Annotated in this window: 12 protein-coding genes; 4 read left to right on the forward strand and 8 right to left on the reverse strand. The window is 39.8% G+C overall.

Annotated features, from left to right (window positions below; genetic code table 11):
- Positions 1-11: 11 nt before the first annotated feature.
- Together N8M20_RS01820 and N8M20_RS01825 are read right to left on the reverse strand one after the other, a co-directional pair.
- Entirely contained in the window at positions 12-746 is a 735-nt protein-coding gene (locus N8M20_RS01820) for an amino acid ABC transporter ATP-binding protein (RefSeq protein ID WP_261078868.1), read from the reverse strand.
- A complete protein-coding gene (locus N8M20_RS01825) occupies positions 746-1,429 on the reverse strand; it encodes an amino acid ABC transporter permease (RefSeq protein ID WP_261078869.1) in 684 nt (227 codons plus the stop codon). Before N8M20_RS01825 ends, N8M20_RS01820 begins: the two co-directional genes overlap by 1 nt.
- A gap of 190 nt (positions 1,430-1,619) precedes the next feature.
- On the opposite strand from N8M20_RS01825, the gene N8M20_RS01830 reads away from it, so the two are divergent.
- From N8M20_RS01830 to N8M20_RS01845, 4 genes are all read left to right on the forward strand, one after another.
- The gene (locus N8M20_RS01830; RefSeq protein ID WP_000443570.1) at positions 1,620-1,850 is read left to right on the forward strand and encodes a DUF1797 family protein; all 231 of its coding nucleotides are present in this window, start codon (positions 1,620-1,622) and stop codon (positions 1,848-1,850) included.
- A gap of 230 nt (positions 1,851-2,080) precedes the next feature.
- The gene (locus N8M20_RS01835) at positions 2,081-4,339 is read left to right on the forward strand and encodes an ATP-dependent Clp protease ATP-binding subunit (RefSeq protein WP_261026690.1); all 2,259 of its coding nucleotides are present in this window, start codon (positions 2,081-2,083) and stop codon (positions 4,337-4,339) included.
- 130 nt (positions 4,340-4,469) lie between these two features.
- The gene (locus N8M20_RS01840) at positions 4,470-4,922 is read left to right on the forward strand and encodes an NUDIX hydrolase (protein ID WP_050239640.1); all 453 of its coding nucleotides are present in this window, start codon (positions 4,470-4,472) and stop codon (positions 4,920-4,922) included.
- A 58-nt stretch (positions 4,923-4,980) separates the two neighbouring features.
- Positions 4,981-5,280 (forward strand): DUF1827 family protein, encoded by a 300-nt coding sequence (locus N8M20_RS01845; RefSeq protein ID WP_000767197.1) that lies wholly within the window; start codon positions 4,981-4,983, stop codon positions 5,278-5,280.
- A gap of 169 nt (positions 5,281-5,449) precedes the next feature.
- Here N8M20_RS01845 and ezrA read toward each other — a convergent pair whose 3' ends face one another.
- From ezrA to N8M20_RS01875, 6 genes are all read right to left on the reverse strand, one after another.
- Positions 5,450-7,177, reverse strand: a complete 1,728-nt coding sequence (gene ezrA, locus N8M20_RS01850; protein WP_261078870.1) for a septation ring formation regulator EzrA — start codon at positions 7,175-7,177, stop codon at positions 5,450-5,452.
- An 81-nt stretch (positions 7,178-7,258) separates the two neighbouring features.
- Positions 7,259-9,205: a DNA topoisomerase (ATP-hydrolyzing) subunit B gene (gyrB, locus tag N8M20_RS01855; RefSeq protein ID WP_261078871.1), complete on the reverse strand. Its 1,947-nt coding sequence runs from the start codon at positions 9,203-9,205 to the stop codon at positions 7,259-7,261.
- Between the two features lie 14 nt (positions 9,206-9,219).
- Positions 9,220-9,783: an HAD family hydrolase gene (locus tag N8M20_RS01860; protein WP_261078872.1), complete on the reverse strand. Its 564-nt coding sequence runs from the start codon at positions 9,781-9,783 to the stop codon at positions 9,220-9,222.
- Between the two features lie 85 nt (positions 9,784-9,868).
- Positions 9,869-10,423 (reverse strand): DJ-1 family glyoxalase III, encoded by a 555-nt coding sequence (locus tag N8M20_RS01865; protein WP_261078873.1) that lies wholly within the window; start codon positions 10,421-10,423, stop codon positions 9,869-9,871.
- Positions 10,424-10,433: 10 nt separating this feature from the next.
- Positions 10,434-11,657 (reverse strand): FtsW/RodA/SpoVE family cell cycle protein, encoded by a 1,224-nt coding sequence (locus N8M20_RS01870; RefSeq protein ID WP_261078874.1) that lies wholly within the window; start codon positions 11,655-11,657, stop codon positions 10,434-10,436.
- A 36-nt stretch (positions 11,658-11,693) separates the two neighbouring features.
- Positions 11,694-14,144 carry a bifunctional DnaQ family exonuclease/ATP-dependent helicase gene (locus N8M20_RS01875; protein ID WP_261078875.1) on the reverse strand — a complete coding sequence of 817 codons (2,451 nt, stop codon included), beginning with the start codon at positions 14,142-14,144 and terminating at the stop codon, positions 11,694-11,696.
- Between the last annotated feature and the right edge of the window lie 58 nt (positions 14,145-14,202).

Below are 14,202 nucleotides of genomic sequence, written 5' to 3' on the forward strand. Positions count from 1 at the left end.
TTTAAAATAGATTATAAAACCTTACTCAAGAAGTCTTTAGTCCGTTGTTCTTGGGTTTGTTCAAAAATCTGTTCTGGTGTTCCGTCTTCAACAACCACACCGTCTGCCATAAAGATGACACGATCTGCCACCTCGCGGGCAAATCCCATTTCATGTGTTACGATAACCATGGTCATTCCTGATTTGGCTAAATCTTGCATAACAGCCAACACCTCACCTACCATTTCAGGGTCCAAGGCTGAAGTCGGCTCGTCAAAGAGCAAAACATCTGGTTCCATGGCCAAACCACGCGCAATGGCAATTCGTTGTTGCTGGCCACCTGACAAACTCTGTGGGTAAGCATCTGCCTTATCTGGTAAGCCAACTTTTTCCAACAACTCTTGGGCTCTCTTCTCAGCCACTGCCTTGCTTTCACCTTTAGTCTTGATAGGTGACAAGGTGATATTTTCCATCACAGTCATATTAGGAAAGAGGTTAAATTGTTGGAAAACCATGCCCATCTTCTCACGCATGGCAAACAGGTCATTCTTCTTGTCCGTAATATCGACTTCCTCAAAGATAACCTTCCCTTTGGTCGCTTCTTCCAACAAATTCATAGAGCGAAGCAAGGTAGATTTTCCACTCCCTGAAGGACCGATGATAACGACAACTTCTCCTCTTTTAATCTCGAGGTTGATGCCCTTCAATACTTCATTCTTTCCAAATGATTTATGTAAATTTTCAATTTTTATCAAGGTTTCTGTCATTATTTCTTATCTCCTTGTCCCATACGTTTTTCAAAAGCTTTCAAGGCCACTGTCAAAATAGAGGTCATAATCAAGTAATAAAAGGCTGCAAATAAAAGTGGTGTCAGAGGTAGATAGGTTGTTGTAGAAACTGTTGTAGCCCCATTCCACAACTCCATAACACCGATAGCTGATAAGAGGGAACTATCCTTGATAATAGTGATAAATTCGTTCCCCAATGCTGGCAAAATATTTTTGATTGCTTGTGGCAAAATCACATAGCGCATCGCATTTTTAGGACGAATCCCTAGCGAATAAGCCGCTTCTAGCTGACCTTTTGCAACCGCATTAATCCCAGCACGAACAGTCTCAGAAACATAAGCACCACTGTTCATAGAGATAATCAAAATCCCTGGAATCAGACGAGAAAGATCAACACCCAAAATCCCAACCTGAATAGTCGGAGCATTGATGTGCATAAGGGCAAAGGCAATCATAATCTGAACCATCATCGGTGTCCCACGGAAAATCCAAACGTACAAGTTGGCAAGCCAAACAAGCGGTTTAAACTTTGAACGTTGCCCAAAAGCCAAGACAACACCCAAAATAGTTCCCAAAAAGACAACACAGATAGAAATGAGAACCGTCACGACAGCCCCATAGTTAAAATAAGGTAAATACTTAGGTAAAAAAGAAAAATTCATAGTCACACTGCTTTCTAAAATAGAATACTGTATGATTATAACATGTATTGAATTAAAATTCAAACTTTTTATCCGATTTATTCAAAAAAACTTTCAGCTGGTAGAATTAGCGAGAAATCTTAGTTTTTTCTAGTCAAGTTGGCCTCCTTTATGGTAAAATAGTAACGATAAGAAATGAAGGAGAATCAAAATGGAATCACATTTGGTTAGAATTATCAACCGCCTTGAAGCAATGGCAAAAGACGGCGGAAATTTAAAACGTAATTTTGAACGCGAAGGAGTTGTTGTTGCAGAAGTTGCATACAGCCACGACGAAGAAAACGGATCAATCTTTACCCTTCGTGATGTAGAAGCTCGCGAAACTTATACGTTTGACAGCATTGACTTGATTGCAATGGAGATTTACGAACTTCTTTACTAATACAAAACAAGCTGGGATTACACCCTGCATGTCTAACCAAAATCCTTTTTGTCTCACAAATAGGATTTTTTTATTCCCTAAAATCTCAAAAATTTTCATTGTAACAACTTCTCAAAGCTTCAATCTTTTTACTTGCTTTACACCCCAATCCTGTTATAATGAGAGTATAGAAATTTGACTATTTTTGACCTTTGAACAGGTCAGGATAAAGAAAGAAATGAGGTAGATGTATGCTTTGTCAAAACTGTAAAATCAATGACTCAACAATTCATCTTTACACCAATCTCAATGGAAAACAAAAACAAATTGACCTCTGTCAAAACTGCTATAAGATTATCAAGACAGATCCTAACAATAGCCTCTTTAAAGGTATGACGGATCTGAACAATCGTGACTTTGATCCCTTTGGTGATTTCTTCAATGACCTAAACAATTTTAGACCTTCTAACAATACTCCTCCTACTCCCCCAACCCAATCAGGTGGAGGTTACGGTGGAAACGGCGGTTATGGTTCCCAAAATCGTGGATCTGCTCAAACTCCACCACCAAGCCAAGAGAAAGGCCTGCTGGAAGAATTTGGTATCAACGTAACTGAGATTGCCCGTCGTGGAGACATTGACCCCGTTATTGGGCGCGACGATGAGATTATCCGTGTCATCGAAATTCTCAATCGTAGAACTAAGAATAATCCTGTTCTTATCGGTGAACCAGGTGTCGGAAAAACGGCTGTTGTCGAAGGTCTAGCTCAGAAAATCGTTGATGGCGACGTTCCACATAAACTCCAAGGTAAACAAGTCATCCGTCTGGATGTAGTTAGCCTAGTTCAAGGAACGGGTATCCGTGGACAATTTGAAGAACGCATGCAAAAACTCATGGAAGAAATTCGCAAACGTGAGGATATTATCCTCTTTATCGATGAAATCCATGAAATTGTCGGTGCTGGTTCTGCGGGCGATGGCAATATGGATGCAGGAAATATCCTCAAGCCAGCCCTTGCTCGTGGGGAACTGCAACTGGTCGGCGCTACTACTCTCAATGAATACCGTATCATTGAAAAGGATGCTGCCCTAGAGCGTCGTATGCAGCCTGTCAAAGTTGATGAACCAACAGTGGAAGAAACAATCACTATCCTCAAAGGAATTCAAAAGAAATACGAAGACTACCACCACGTTCAATATACTGATGCTGCAATTGAAGCAGCTGCAACTCTTTCCAATCGTTACATCCAAGATCGCTTCTTACCTGACAAAGCCATTGACCTCCTAGATGAAGCTGGTTCTAAGATGAACTTGACCTTGAATTTTGTCGATCCTAAAGTGATTGATCAACGCTTGATTGAGGCTGAAAATCTCAAATCTCAAGCTACACGGGAGGAAGATTTTGAGAAGGCCGCCTATTTCCGCGACCAGATTGCCAAGTATAAGGAAATGCAAAAGAAAAAGGTCACAGACCAAGATACCCCTATCATCAGCGAGAAAACCATTGAGCACATTATCGAGCAGAAAACCAATATTCCTGTTGGCGATTTGAAAGAGAAAGAACAATCTCAACTTATCCATCTAGCTGAAGACCTCAAGTCTCATGTTATTGGGCAAGACGATGCTGTCGATAAGATCGCTAAGGCTATTCGCCGTAATCGTGTCGGTCTCGGTACGCCTAACCGCCCAATCGGAAGCTTCCTCTTCGTCGGACCAACTGGCGTCGGTAAGACAGAACTTTCCAAACAACTAGCCATTGAACTCTTTGGTTCTGCTGACAGTATGATACGCTTTGACATGAGCGAATACATGGAAAAACACAGCGTGGCTAAGTTGGTCGGCGCCCCTCCAGGTTATGTTGGCTACGATGAGGCTGGGCAATTAACTGAAAAAGTTCGCCGCAATCCATATTCTCTTATTCTCTTGGATGAAGTAGAGAAAGCCCATCCAGATGTTATGCACATGTTCCTCCAGGTCTTGGACGATGGTCGTTTGACAGATGGGCAAGGACGTACCGTTAGCTTCAAGGATGCCATCATTATCATGACCTCAAATGCAGGGACAGGTAAGGCTGAAGCCAGCGTTGGTTTTGGTGCTGCTAGAGAAGGACGTACCAATTCTGTTCTCGGTGAACTCGGCAACTTCTTTAGCCCAGAGTTTATGAACCGTTTTGATGGTATTATCGAATTTAAGGCTCTCAGCAAGGATAACCTCCTTCAGATTGTCGAGCTTATGCTAGCAGACGTTAACAAGCGCCTCTCTAGCAACAACATTCATTTAGATGTAACTGACAAGGTCAAGGAAAAATTAGTTGACCTCGGTTATGATCCAAAAATGGGAGCACGCCCACTTCGTCGTACTATTCAAGACTATATTGAAGACGCAATCACTGACTACTACCTTGAAAATCCAAGTGAAAAAGACCTAAAGGCAGTTATGACCAGCAAGGGCAAGATTCAAATCAAATCTGCCAAAAAAGCAGAAGTTAAAACTTCTGAGACAGAAAAATAAATACTATAGAAAAGAAGTAGAAAATGAAAATTTTCTGCTTCTTTTTTACTAAAATAACTGTAATTTCTTGACAGCTTGCCCTTTGTCCATTATGATAATAATAACGATACTAGATAATGAGGAAAATGCAATGGCAAACCCAACTTTCGGAGAAAAAAAAGCGAATACAGACTATGTTGCACGCTATGGAGTGTATGCAGTTATCCCTGACGCTGAACAAAAACAAATAGTTTTAGTTCAAGCTCCTAATGGTGCTTGGTTCTTACCAGGTGGCGAAATTGAAGCAGGGGAAAATCATCAGGAAGCCCTAAAACGTGAATTGATTGAAGAGCTTGGATTCACAGCTGAAATTGGTGTCTATTACGGACAAGCTGACGAATATTTCTACTCTCGTCACCGTGATACCTACTACTACAATCCTGCCTACCTCTATGAAGCGACATCTTTCAAGGAAGTTCAAAAACCACTAGAAGACTTTAATCATATTGCCTGGTTCCCTATTGATGAGGCTATTGAGAATCTCAAACGTGGTAGCCATAAATGGGCTATTCAATCTTGGAAAAAACAGCATAAGATTGACTAAATCAAGCTACTTTATTCAAAAAGTGCTATAATAGTATTAGAAAATCGGAGGAAATGCTATGAAGCTTATCAATACGACAAACTCACACTCGCAACTTGTAAAAAGCCAGCTAGAGAGTACAGATGCAACCCTTGTTGAGGTCTATTCTGCTGGAAATACTGATGTTATTTTTACCCAAGCTCCGCTTCACTATGAAATCCTCATCTCAAATAAACACCGTGCTATTCGAGAAACTGAAATCGAAGCCATCCAAGAATTTTTCTTGAAACGTAAAATTGATAAGGACTCTATTGATGAGGCCAATATCAAAACCCTCTACTCAGAAAAATTAATTGGGATTTCGATTCCAATCAAGTAAAATTTTGGAGAGATTAGAAAGCTATTGAACCTTATAGACCAAACATAGGTTCTGACTTGCTTTTTAAATCGTCTCCAATTTTTTATCTTGAGATCTTATCATACAAGATTTTATAGACAAATAAAAAAGATTTGATTCTGCTTCTCACAAAACCAAATCTTTTTTTATTTTAGAAACGAATCGTTTCACGTGTTTTCTCATACGAGGTAACAAATCGGTTGGTTACACCAGGCTCTGCCACTTCCAATGCTTGAGAAATCTTGTCAAATGAAGCGCGATAATCAAATTCTTTTTCAAAAATATCTAAAGCTTCGTTAAATGCTTCTTGAATACGTTCATCAAATGAGCGATAGCGGTTAGAATATTGCAATAGTTGTTCTGTCAAGGTTGCATACTGTACAATATTATAAGTTTCCGTCTCAAGCTCTTCCATATCCTTCGTTGCAATTTCAAGAATACGGTTAACTGATTCTATATTGACTAAGTTTTGCTCTAATTCAGCCATTAGATCTTCCGTATTATTACTTGCTGTAAAGAATAACTTCAAGAAAGTTTGTGGAATACCAGGTAGGTTTCGTTTTTCCATATATCTCTTGATTGTATGGAGACGATTAACATATACATTTGCCTTTTGACGTGCATTGATATCATCTTTCTCAATTCGTGCAAGACGCTCACTAACTGAAATCTGTTCATCTTCAATCTCTTTAAGATTTTCCTGTAAAGATTCAAGATTTTCTTCAAGAATTGAATATGCTTGAGTTGGTTCATCTTGATTTGAAGTTGCCTCAATAATAGCAGTCTCAAAATTTTCTAATTCACCCTGTAAACGACGAACATGACTTGCATCTGACTCAGAAAGTAAATAGTTTTTACTCAAACGCTCAATGTCTTCTATCAATAAAGCATTATTTTCTTTCATGTGCTGCAGATAAGTAGGAAGTGTTGCTACTAAACCTTCTACTACTTTCTGTGCCGCAATTTCTCTTGTAAAGATATCATAAAGTGCATTAATCTCTTCTTGGATTTGAGTATTTTCGTACTCTGCATTATCCAATTCTAATTTCGCAATATTCTCATGATTTTTCTTGAGTGCTTCATAAAGCAGTTGGAAACGCGCTTCAATATCTGTCTCAGAAAAATGATAATTAGCATCTAAAAGCTTACGGTAGCCATCTTCTAAATCTTCCAGCTGATCAGGTAGGTCTTTAGATAATGTTGCTACAATTGCTGGTATACGATCAACAATATGCGTTAAAGCCAAGATATGATTTTCAGCATTATCCAAAATCACAGCAGCTTCTACTGGGTCACCTGACGAATTTAAAGTTACAAACTGAGAAAACTCTGATTGGATATTTTCCAATTGTTTTTCAATTTCAGATAAACCTTGACCATATTCTTCAGAATGATCAGCAACTCGGTGTTGCAACTCTTCAAACAAGTCCAAGGTATGAAGAACACGTCCACTATTTTTAGACTCTTGTTTCTCCAAATCTGCCAAGGCGTTGCGAATTGCCGCAATATCTTCTTCAATCAAGGTAATTTGACTCTCGATTTGATCAATTTGATGACTGGCCTTTAAAAAACGGAATGAGTTATTGTAGCCTTCTGCCTCGAAAAGATTATTTTCGATATCGGCAAAAGAATTAAGAGATAAATCAACCCATTTTTGATTCCATTCACGGAAAGTCACCTGACTTTGTCCAATCAAGTGCATATTTTTTACAGCTTCAACTTCATCATTAACTGGAAGATTGTACAGTTCTTCTTTTTTCTCTTCTAAAATTGCTAGTTTACTTTCATTGCGCTTCCTTACATAGATTGCGATAGCATAAGCAATGACCAATAAAACTGCAACTGCAATTATCAAATAAATTACTAGGCTAGCAGACATATTAAACTCCTTTTTTACTTGAAACAATCGTAATGATTATATCATATTTTTTAGACCAAGGGAACTACTTCTCCCGATTTTTTAGACATCAAGTGTACTATAGACAGCATTTTCTTCGATAAACTCACGACGAGGCTCTACTCTATCCCCCATCAACATATCAAAGATTTTATCTGCTTCTGCAGCATCATCCACAGAAACTCTGGCCATCAAGCGATGTTCCGGATCCATGGTTGTTTCCCACAATTGGTGGTCATCCATTTCACCCAGACCTTTATAACGCTGAATGGTTGGTTTGGCACGTCCTTCACTGTGGCGGGCCAAGGCCTCTTGGAGTTTGATTTCTTGATCTGCTCCTGGCTGGATGTATTCTTTAATCTCGCTTCCAACCTTGACACCATAGATTGGTGGTTGGGCGATATAAACATAACCAGCTTCTAGGATTGGTTTCATATAACGATAAATCAAGGTCAAAAGAAGGGTACGAATGTGGGCTCCATCTACATCGGCATCGGTCATCAAAACGAGTTTTTGGTAACGGGCTTTCGAAACATCAAATTCTGCCCCAAATCCTGTTCCCATGGCTGTGAAAAGACTACGAATTTCTTCGTTAGCTAGAATCTTATCCATACTTGCCTTTTCAACGTTCAAAATCTTACCGCGGATTGGAAGAATTGCCTGAAATTCACGGTTACGACCAGATTTGGCTGATCCACCAGCTGAGTCTCCTTCGACGATGAAGAGTTCTGTTTCAGCAGGATTGTTAGAAGAACAGTCTGCTAGTTTCCCTGGAAGGTTGGAAATTTCCAAACCAGATTTTTTACGAGTGACTTCACGCGCACGCTTGGCAGCCACACGAGCCTTAGCAGCTAAAATCCCTTTTTCCACGATACGTTTGGCAATCTGTGGATTTTCCATGAGGAAATCGGAGAAGGCATCACTGAAGAGGCGATTGGTAATCTTGACGACTTCGCTATTCCCCAGTTTGGTCTTAGTTTGTCCTTCAAACTGTGGATTTGGGTGTTTAACTGAGATAACAGCAGTTAATCCTTCACGAACATCTTCCCCTGTTAGGTTGTCTTCATTGTCTTTCAGTAACTTATTCTTACGAGCATAATCGTTGATAACACGAGTCAAGGCTGTACGGAAACCTTGTTCATGCGTTCCACCTTCATGGGTATGAATATTATTGGCGAAACTCATGACATTTTCATGGTAACCTGTTGTGTACTGCATGGCTACCTCAACTGTGATATCATCCATCTCACCGTCTGTATAGATTGGTGTATCAAAGATTACATTCTTGTTCTCGTTGATATATTCAACATAACTAGCAATCCCACCTTCATAATGGTAATGTTTGGTTTGTTCCAAACCTTCACGCTTATCTGTGATGGAGATTTGAAGACCGCGATTTAGAAAGGCCAATTCTTGAATTCGTTTATTTAATTTATCAAAATCAAAGATTGTTGTTTCAGTGAAAATTTCTGGGTCCGGTGTGAAGTGAACTGTTGTTCCTGTTTTATCCGTATCTCCAACCACCTCAAGGTCTGCAACAACATGACCACGACGGTATTCTTGGTAATGAATCTTACCATTTTTGTGGACATGAACGTCTAATTGAGTTGAAAGGGCGTTAACAACTGAGGACCCCACTCCGTGAAGACCACCTGAGACCTTATATCCGCCACCGCCAAACTTTCCTCCAGCATGAAGAACCGTAAAGACTGTCTCAACAGCAGGTCGGCCTGTTTTTTCCTGAATATCGACTGGAATCCCACGTCCATCATCGACAACAGTAATCGAATCATCTGGCTCAATAAAGACTTGAATTTGGCTGGCAAACCCTGCCAAGGCCTCATCGATTGAGTTATCAACAATTTCCCAGACTAGATGGTGAAGACCTTCTTTTGAGGTTGATCCGATATACATCCCTGGACGCATACGAACAGCCTCTAAGCCCTCTAAAACTTGAATTTGACTGGCATCATAATCTTGTGCCTGCAGATTTTTGATTTCTTCTGTCATCTTTTTCCTTTTTCTTACATGTCTAATACTTGTCTTAAATTCACGATACTGGTAAACAAGTGAGTAGCTAGTCCTGCAGCTTGACCTGCTTCGATATCAATCGGTCGATCACCAATGACAAGGCCTGAACTAATTTGATATTTTTCTCTTAAATAAATCATGGACTCTGGACTTGGTTTTCTCTTAAAGCCTGAGCTAGAAGTCACCACTTCTGTAAAATAAGCTGCTATAGAGGTTTTTTCTAAAATTTCCAAGACCTGATCATTTCTGTGAGAAACCAAGAAATGACGCCCACCTTGATTTGAGATATCTTTCAATAAATCAGAAACTCCATCAAACAAAATCGGGTGTTCAAGCTCTCTGGCTTCATTTTCCTTGTACTTTTCTAAAAAATTCTCTAAGTTGGGAGCGAATGTCTCAATCGCAAAATCAGTAGAAACCTTTAAAGCCTGATAGACACTGTCATGGTCTTGTGTAATGCCATACAATGCCAATGTTTCAACAAATGCAGCTGTTGAAGTTTCATAGTTATCCAGTAAAGTTCCACCTAAATCCCAGATATAATCGTGATATTTCATACCCTTCATTATAGCATTTTTTTATGAAAAAAGCGATGATTTCCCTGAGTTTTCCACATAAAAAAACGAGAGTTTGACTCCCGTTTTACTGATTTTTACCAAAGACATCTCGATAGAGCATTCCTGTTCGTAAAGTCTCTGCGTCTCCTCCTAGTTGGTCCACCAACTCGTAGGCAAAGGCAAGGGCTGTTGAGGGACCTCGACTGGTTGTCAAATGACCATCTACCACTACTGTTTCCTTGACGTAGTGACCATCAAGGATTTGCTCTTGAACGCCGTCATAACAAGTAAACTTCTTGTTTTTCAATAGCCCTGCCTGATTGAGGGCAATTGGGGCCGCACAAATGGCTGCCAGTTTCTTCCCTTCTTGTTCGAAATTTTGCAATTCTTGAATCAAGGCCTGATTATCACGTAAATGTGCAGAACCAGGCATCCCTCCAGGAAGAACAATCATGTCATAGTCTGATAAATCCCCCTCAAAGACACGATCTGCTCTTACTTGGATTGCGTGCGAACCTGTCACTTGCTCTTCAAATCCTACCATATCACAAGTAATATTAGCACGACGCAAAACATCCACAACTGTCAAAGCTTCAATTTCTTCAAAGCCCTGAGCCAACATAACTGCTACTTTTACCATGATTTTCTCCTTATTTGATTTGTTTTAATACAACCTTTTTCCGCTTGAATCGGACTTTTCCGCTCTTTTCTTCAGCTAGATTAGTCTGGTAACTCATAGATAAAAGCAAGCCAACACCGATCAAATTACTGATAATAGCCGATCCTCCTTGCGAAATAAAAGGCAAGGGAATCCCAGTTAAAGGAAGCAAGCCAGTAACAGCACCTATATTTTCAAAGATGTGGAAGAGCAACATCATAATCAAACCTGTAGAAATATAGGTGTAGAACTGGTTATTTGATTTAAGAGTAATCTTCAACATACGGTAAATCAGCATGAGATAAAGGGCGATAACAAGGACAGAGCCAATAAAGCCAAAATCTTCTGCAATGACTGTGAAAATCATATCCGACTCACGAACTGGAATAAGCAGATTAGAAGCATTAAAACCTTGACCAAATAATCCACCGCTCCCAATGGCGATTTGCCCTTGAGCCTGTTGGTAAGTGGTTGTTTGGGCAAAGTCGAATGGATTGAGCCAAGCTAAGATACGATTGATTTGGTAGGTCGGCATTCCCAGTTGATGGAGAAAAGCCCGGCCGTCCTTGCTGATAAAAATAGATAAGAAACCAGCAATTCCTGTTACAGCAGTCACAAATACTGGGATAATAATTTTCCAAGAAACTCCTGATAGCAGGACGATTCCTGAGAAAATGGCTACAAAAACCAAAGCCGTCCCCAAGTCACTTTGAAGTGCTAAAAGAACTAGGACTGGAATGGTAAAGACAATCATCCAAAAAATTAACAAAAAGTCCAGCGGAACCGTGCGTTTCCATTCCTTATGTTTCTTTGTAAATTGGACAATCACACGAGCCAACATGAGGATATAGGATATCTTCATAAATTCTGACGGTTGGAATAGGGTAATTCCATTTATTGATACCCAGTTTTTAGCACCCGTTGATGCAACTAGGCTTGGATTATAAAAGACGATCGGCAAGACCATGAGTCCCAAACCTAACATATATAGAAAAGGGGTCGCTTTCCAAAGAAATTCTGTATTAAAGAGCATGACGATAAAACCAATCACAAGCCCCAAGGCAATCCAGGCGACCTGCTGCCCTAAAATGGGCAGAATATTGTTTGGATAATCATGACTAACAGCTATATAGATAGCGACCACGCCAATAACCAGTAGAAAAAATACTGGCAGGAGCAAACTATAATCGACTCTAGAGTCGAGAGAACGTTTCATATACACTAACCTTATACTTTCATACAATACTATTTATCAAAGTTCATTTAAAAATTTATCAACAGCCTCATCAACTTCGGATCGAGAGACGGTTTTAATAGTCGCTTCTTTTGCTAGAGATGCTACTATCTGTTTACCATATCGCTTTCCGACAATTCTCCTATCCAGAATGAGGGTTAAGGAACGTTGGTTTTCGCGTCTCATACTTCTTCCCAAAGCTTGTTTTAAACGAATAATGGCCATTGGCAACTGATAATCATAAAAGGCATTTTTTCCTTCTTGATTCAATTCCTGATTAATCTTTTTCGTCAAGGGTTCTTGGGGATTTTGGAAAGGAAGCCTTGGTACAACTTGAATCACAAAAGGATGACTTGAAAAATCAACTCCCTCCCAGAAACTTGCTGCACCAAGCAGGATTTGTTGTTCACCTTTTTCAAAGCGTTTCTTAAGCTGATGAACATCCCCATTTTTATACTGGGCTAAATGACTTACAGGGAGTAAATCCGATACTGCTAGAAGCATATCTGTGGCAGTAAAGAGAGCCAAAATCGGTTGTTGGAAAGCTTGAACTCCCATCAGCAAATCAGCTACCTCTTGGGCATAAACTTCTAAGGAGGTTTCTGTCACCAGGGGAAAATCTTTGACCAAGACCACTTCTTGATCCTGTTTTTTACAAGCTTCAATCTTAACAAATTTAGCTTCGGGATAGCCTAACAGGTCTGCCAAAGAAACTCTTTGACTAATCTCAAGAGTGGCCGACACTCCCAAGACTTGGCATGAATCAGGCACTAAGGAAGATAGAAGAATACGGCCTGATTTTGTAGAAGAAATCTGAATTTTCTTTTGACTCGTTTCAGTTGCTTCAAGCCAGTAATCACCTTCAGCCGTAAAATAGCGGACCAGTTCCCCAAAGCCCTCTACCTCTAATTCTGAAAAATACTGATGGAGATTGGCAAGAGAATCTAAGATATTTTTCCTAGATTTGCCAGACTGAAATTGTTCTATCAAGTAGAAGCACTCAAAGCGAATACTTTCTAATATTCGTTGCTGAACCTTATTTTGCTCCTCCAGTAAAGCCTTATCAAGCAAATCGATAATAGACTGGATATCGTAGGTCTCTTGAAGCAGATTTTCTAGGGCCAACAAAACTTTTTGGACTTCATCAATAATCAATAAACGATCACTGACAAATTCAGGATTATCTTCAAGTCTGGTTACAAGATAGGCATGATTGGTCACTAAGAGCTTGCAAGCTTGTGCCCTTTCTTGACTACGTTTCCAAAAATCTTCCGTCACAAATAAACTCTTGGATAATAAATTCCCATCATGACGAAGATCTGTTAGAAAATGTTGGTAACGGTAGAGTTGCCCAATTTCATCCAAATCTCCTGTCTCTGTCTCAGTCAGCCAGACCAAGAGTTGCATTTTAAAACGTCTAAATAAGCGATTTTCATCATTTTCCTGCAAGGAACGATAAAAGGCATCCAGCTTCAGATAATTGTGTGGTCCCTTTAAAGAATGAATATCTGTATGGAATACTTCCTTGAGACGTTTACCTTCTTCTTCCATGATCTGATTTTGAAGAATCTTTGTCGGAACACTAAGAACAATTTGACGCTCTTTGGATTGAGATAAAGCGGGTAAGAGATAGCCATAGGTTTTCCCAATCCCTGTCGGTGCTTGAATTAATGAGACAGGTTCATCTTTCAATAGCAAGCCAACCTCTTTAGCAAAACTTTCTTGCTCCTCCCTCACTTCAAGGTTCAATAGAGAAATATTTTTAGAAAAGTCTTGAGATAGTTTTCGTGGTTCCAGAGAAGCTGCAGTTTTCTTGAAATATAGCCCTTGAACTTCGACCAAGTCTGGAGAACTCAGGATAGATTGACTTCGATAAATTTCTTCAATAATCAGGTAGGACTCATATAGGAGGGCATCAGCCATTTCCAGCAAGCGTTCCAAGAGTCCTTTAGGAAGTTGGGCCATCTTTTCCCGTAAAAACAAGAGTAATTCTGCTGTAGCTTGAGCATCTGAAAGGGCTGTGTGAGCATGTTTTAGAGGAATTCCTAATTCTCGACACAATATCGGCAAACTATATTTTTCCAGTTCTGGGAAAAAAACCTGAGCCAATTCGACCGTGTCAACACGAGGATTTCTTAGTTCATAGCCTTCAAAAAATAAATTTTCCGCCAAGAGATTGGCATCAAATTGAACATTATGGGCTACAAAAATCCCATCCTCCACCAAGTCAAAGATTTCTCTAGCAACTTGCGAAAAATCAGGTGCTTGCGCCAGACGTTTGTCAGTTAGCCCTGTCAGTTCTTTGATATGAGCATCCAAGGGTTCATGTGGATTGACATCCGTCGTATAGTGATCGACGATTTTTCCGTCCTCAATCACGACAATTCCCACTTGGATAATTTTAGCCTTACTACCTGTGCTAGTTGCCTCTAAATCCACCACAACATAGCGATTACCAATCGTTTTCATTATAAAAAATTATACCAAAAAAAGGGCCATTTGGCACCTGCAAACATGGGATAATTTT

The sequence above is a fragment of the Streptococcus mitis genome, from assembly GCF_946190275.1.
GTDB classification, from domain to species: Bacteria; Bacillota; Bacilli; order Lactobacillales; family Streptococcaceae; genus Streptococcus; species Streptococcus mitis_DC.

Bases quoted from the DNA above. Each gene is read 5' to 3' on its own strand.
- N8M20_RS01820 (WP_261078868.1), bottom strand. From the start codon at position 746: ATGACAGAAACCTTGATAAAAATTGAAAATTTACATAAATCATTTGGA.
- N8M20_RS01825 (WP_261078869.1), bottom strand. From the start codon at position 1,429: ATGAATTTTTCTTTTTTACCTAAGTATTTACCTTATTTTAACTATGGG.
- N8M20_RS01830 (WP_000443570.1), top strand. From the start codon at position 1,620: ATGGAATCACATTTGGTTAGAATTATCAACCGCCTTGAAGCAATGGCA.
- N8M20_RS01835 (WP_261026690.1), top strand. From the start codon at position 2,081: ATGCTTTGTCAAAACTGTAAAATCAATGACTCAACAATTCATCTTTAC.
- N8M20_RS01840 (WP_050239640.1), top strand. From the start codon at position 4,470: ATGGCAAACCCAACTTTCGGAGAAAAAAAAGCGAATACAGACTATGTT.
- N8M20_RS01845 (WP_000767197.1), top strand. From the start codon at position 4,981: ATGAAGCTTATCAATACGACAAACTCACACTCGCAACTTGTAAAAAGC.
- ezrA (WP_261078870.1), bottom strand. From the start codon at position 7,177: ATGTCTGCTAGCCTAGTAATTTATTTGATAATTGCAGTTGCAGTTTTA.
- gyrB (WP_261078871.1), bottom strand. From the start codon at position 9,205: ATGACAGAAGAAATCAAAAATCTGCAGGCACAAGATTATGATGCCAGT.
- N8M20_RS01860 (WP_261078872.1), bottom strand. From the start codon at position 9,783: ATGAAATATCACGATTATATCTGGGATTTAGGTGGAACTTTACTGGAT.
- N8M20_RS01865 (WP_261078873.1), bottom strand. From the start codon at position 10,423: ATGGTAAAAGTAGCAGTTATGTTGGCTCAGGGCTTTGAAGAAATTGAA.
- N8M20_RS01870 (WP_261078874.1), bottom strand. From the start codon at position 11,657: ATGAAACGTTCTCTCGACTCTAGAGTCGATTATAGTTTGCTCCTGCCA.
- N8M20_RS01875 (WP_261078875.1), bottom strand. From the start codon at position 14,144: ATGAAAACGATTGGTAATCGCTATGTTGTGGTGGATTTAGAGGCAACT.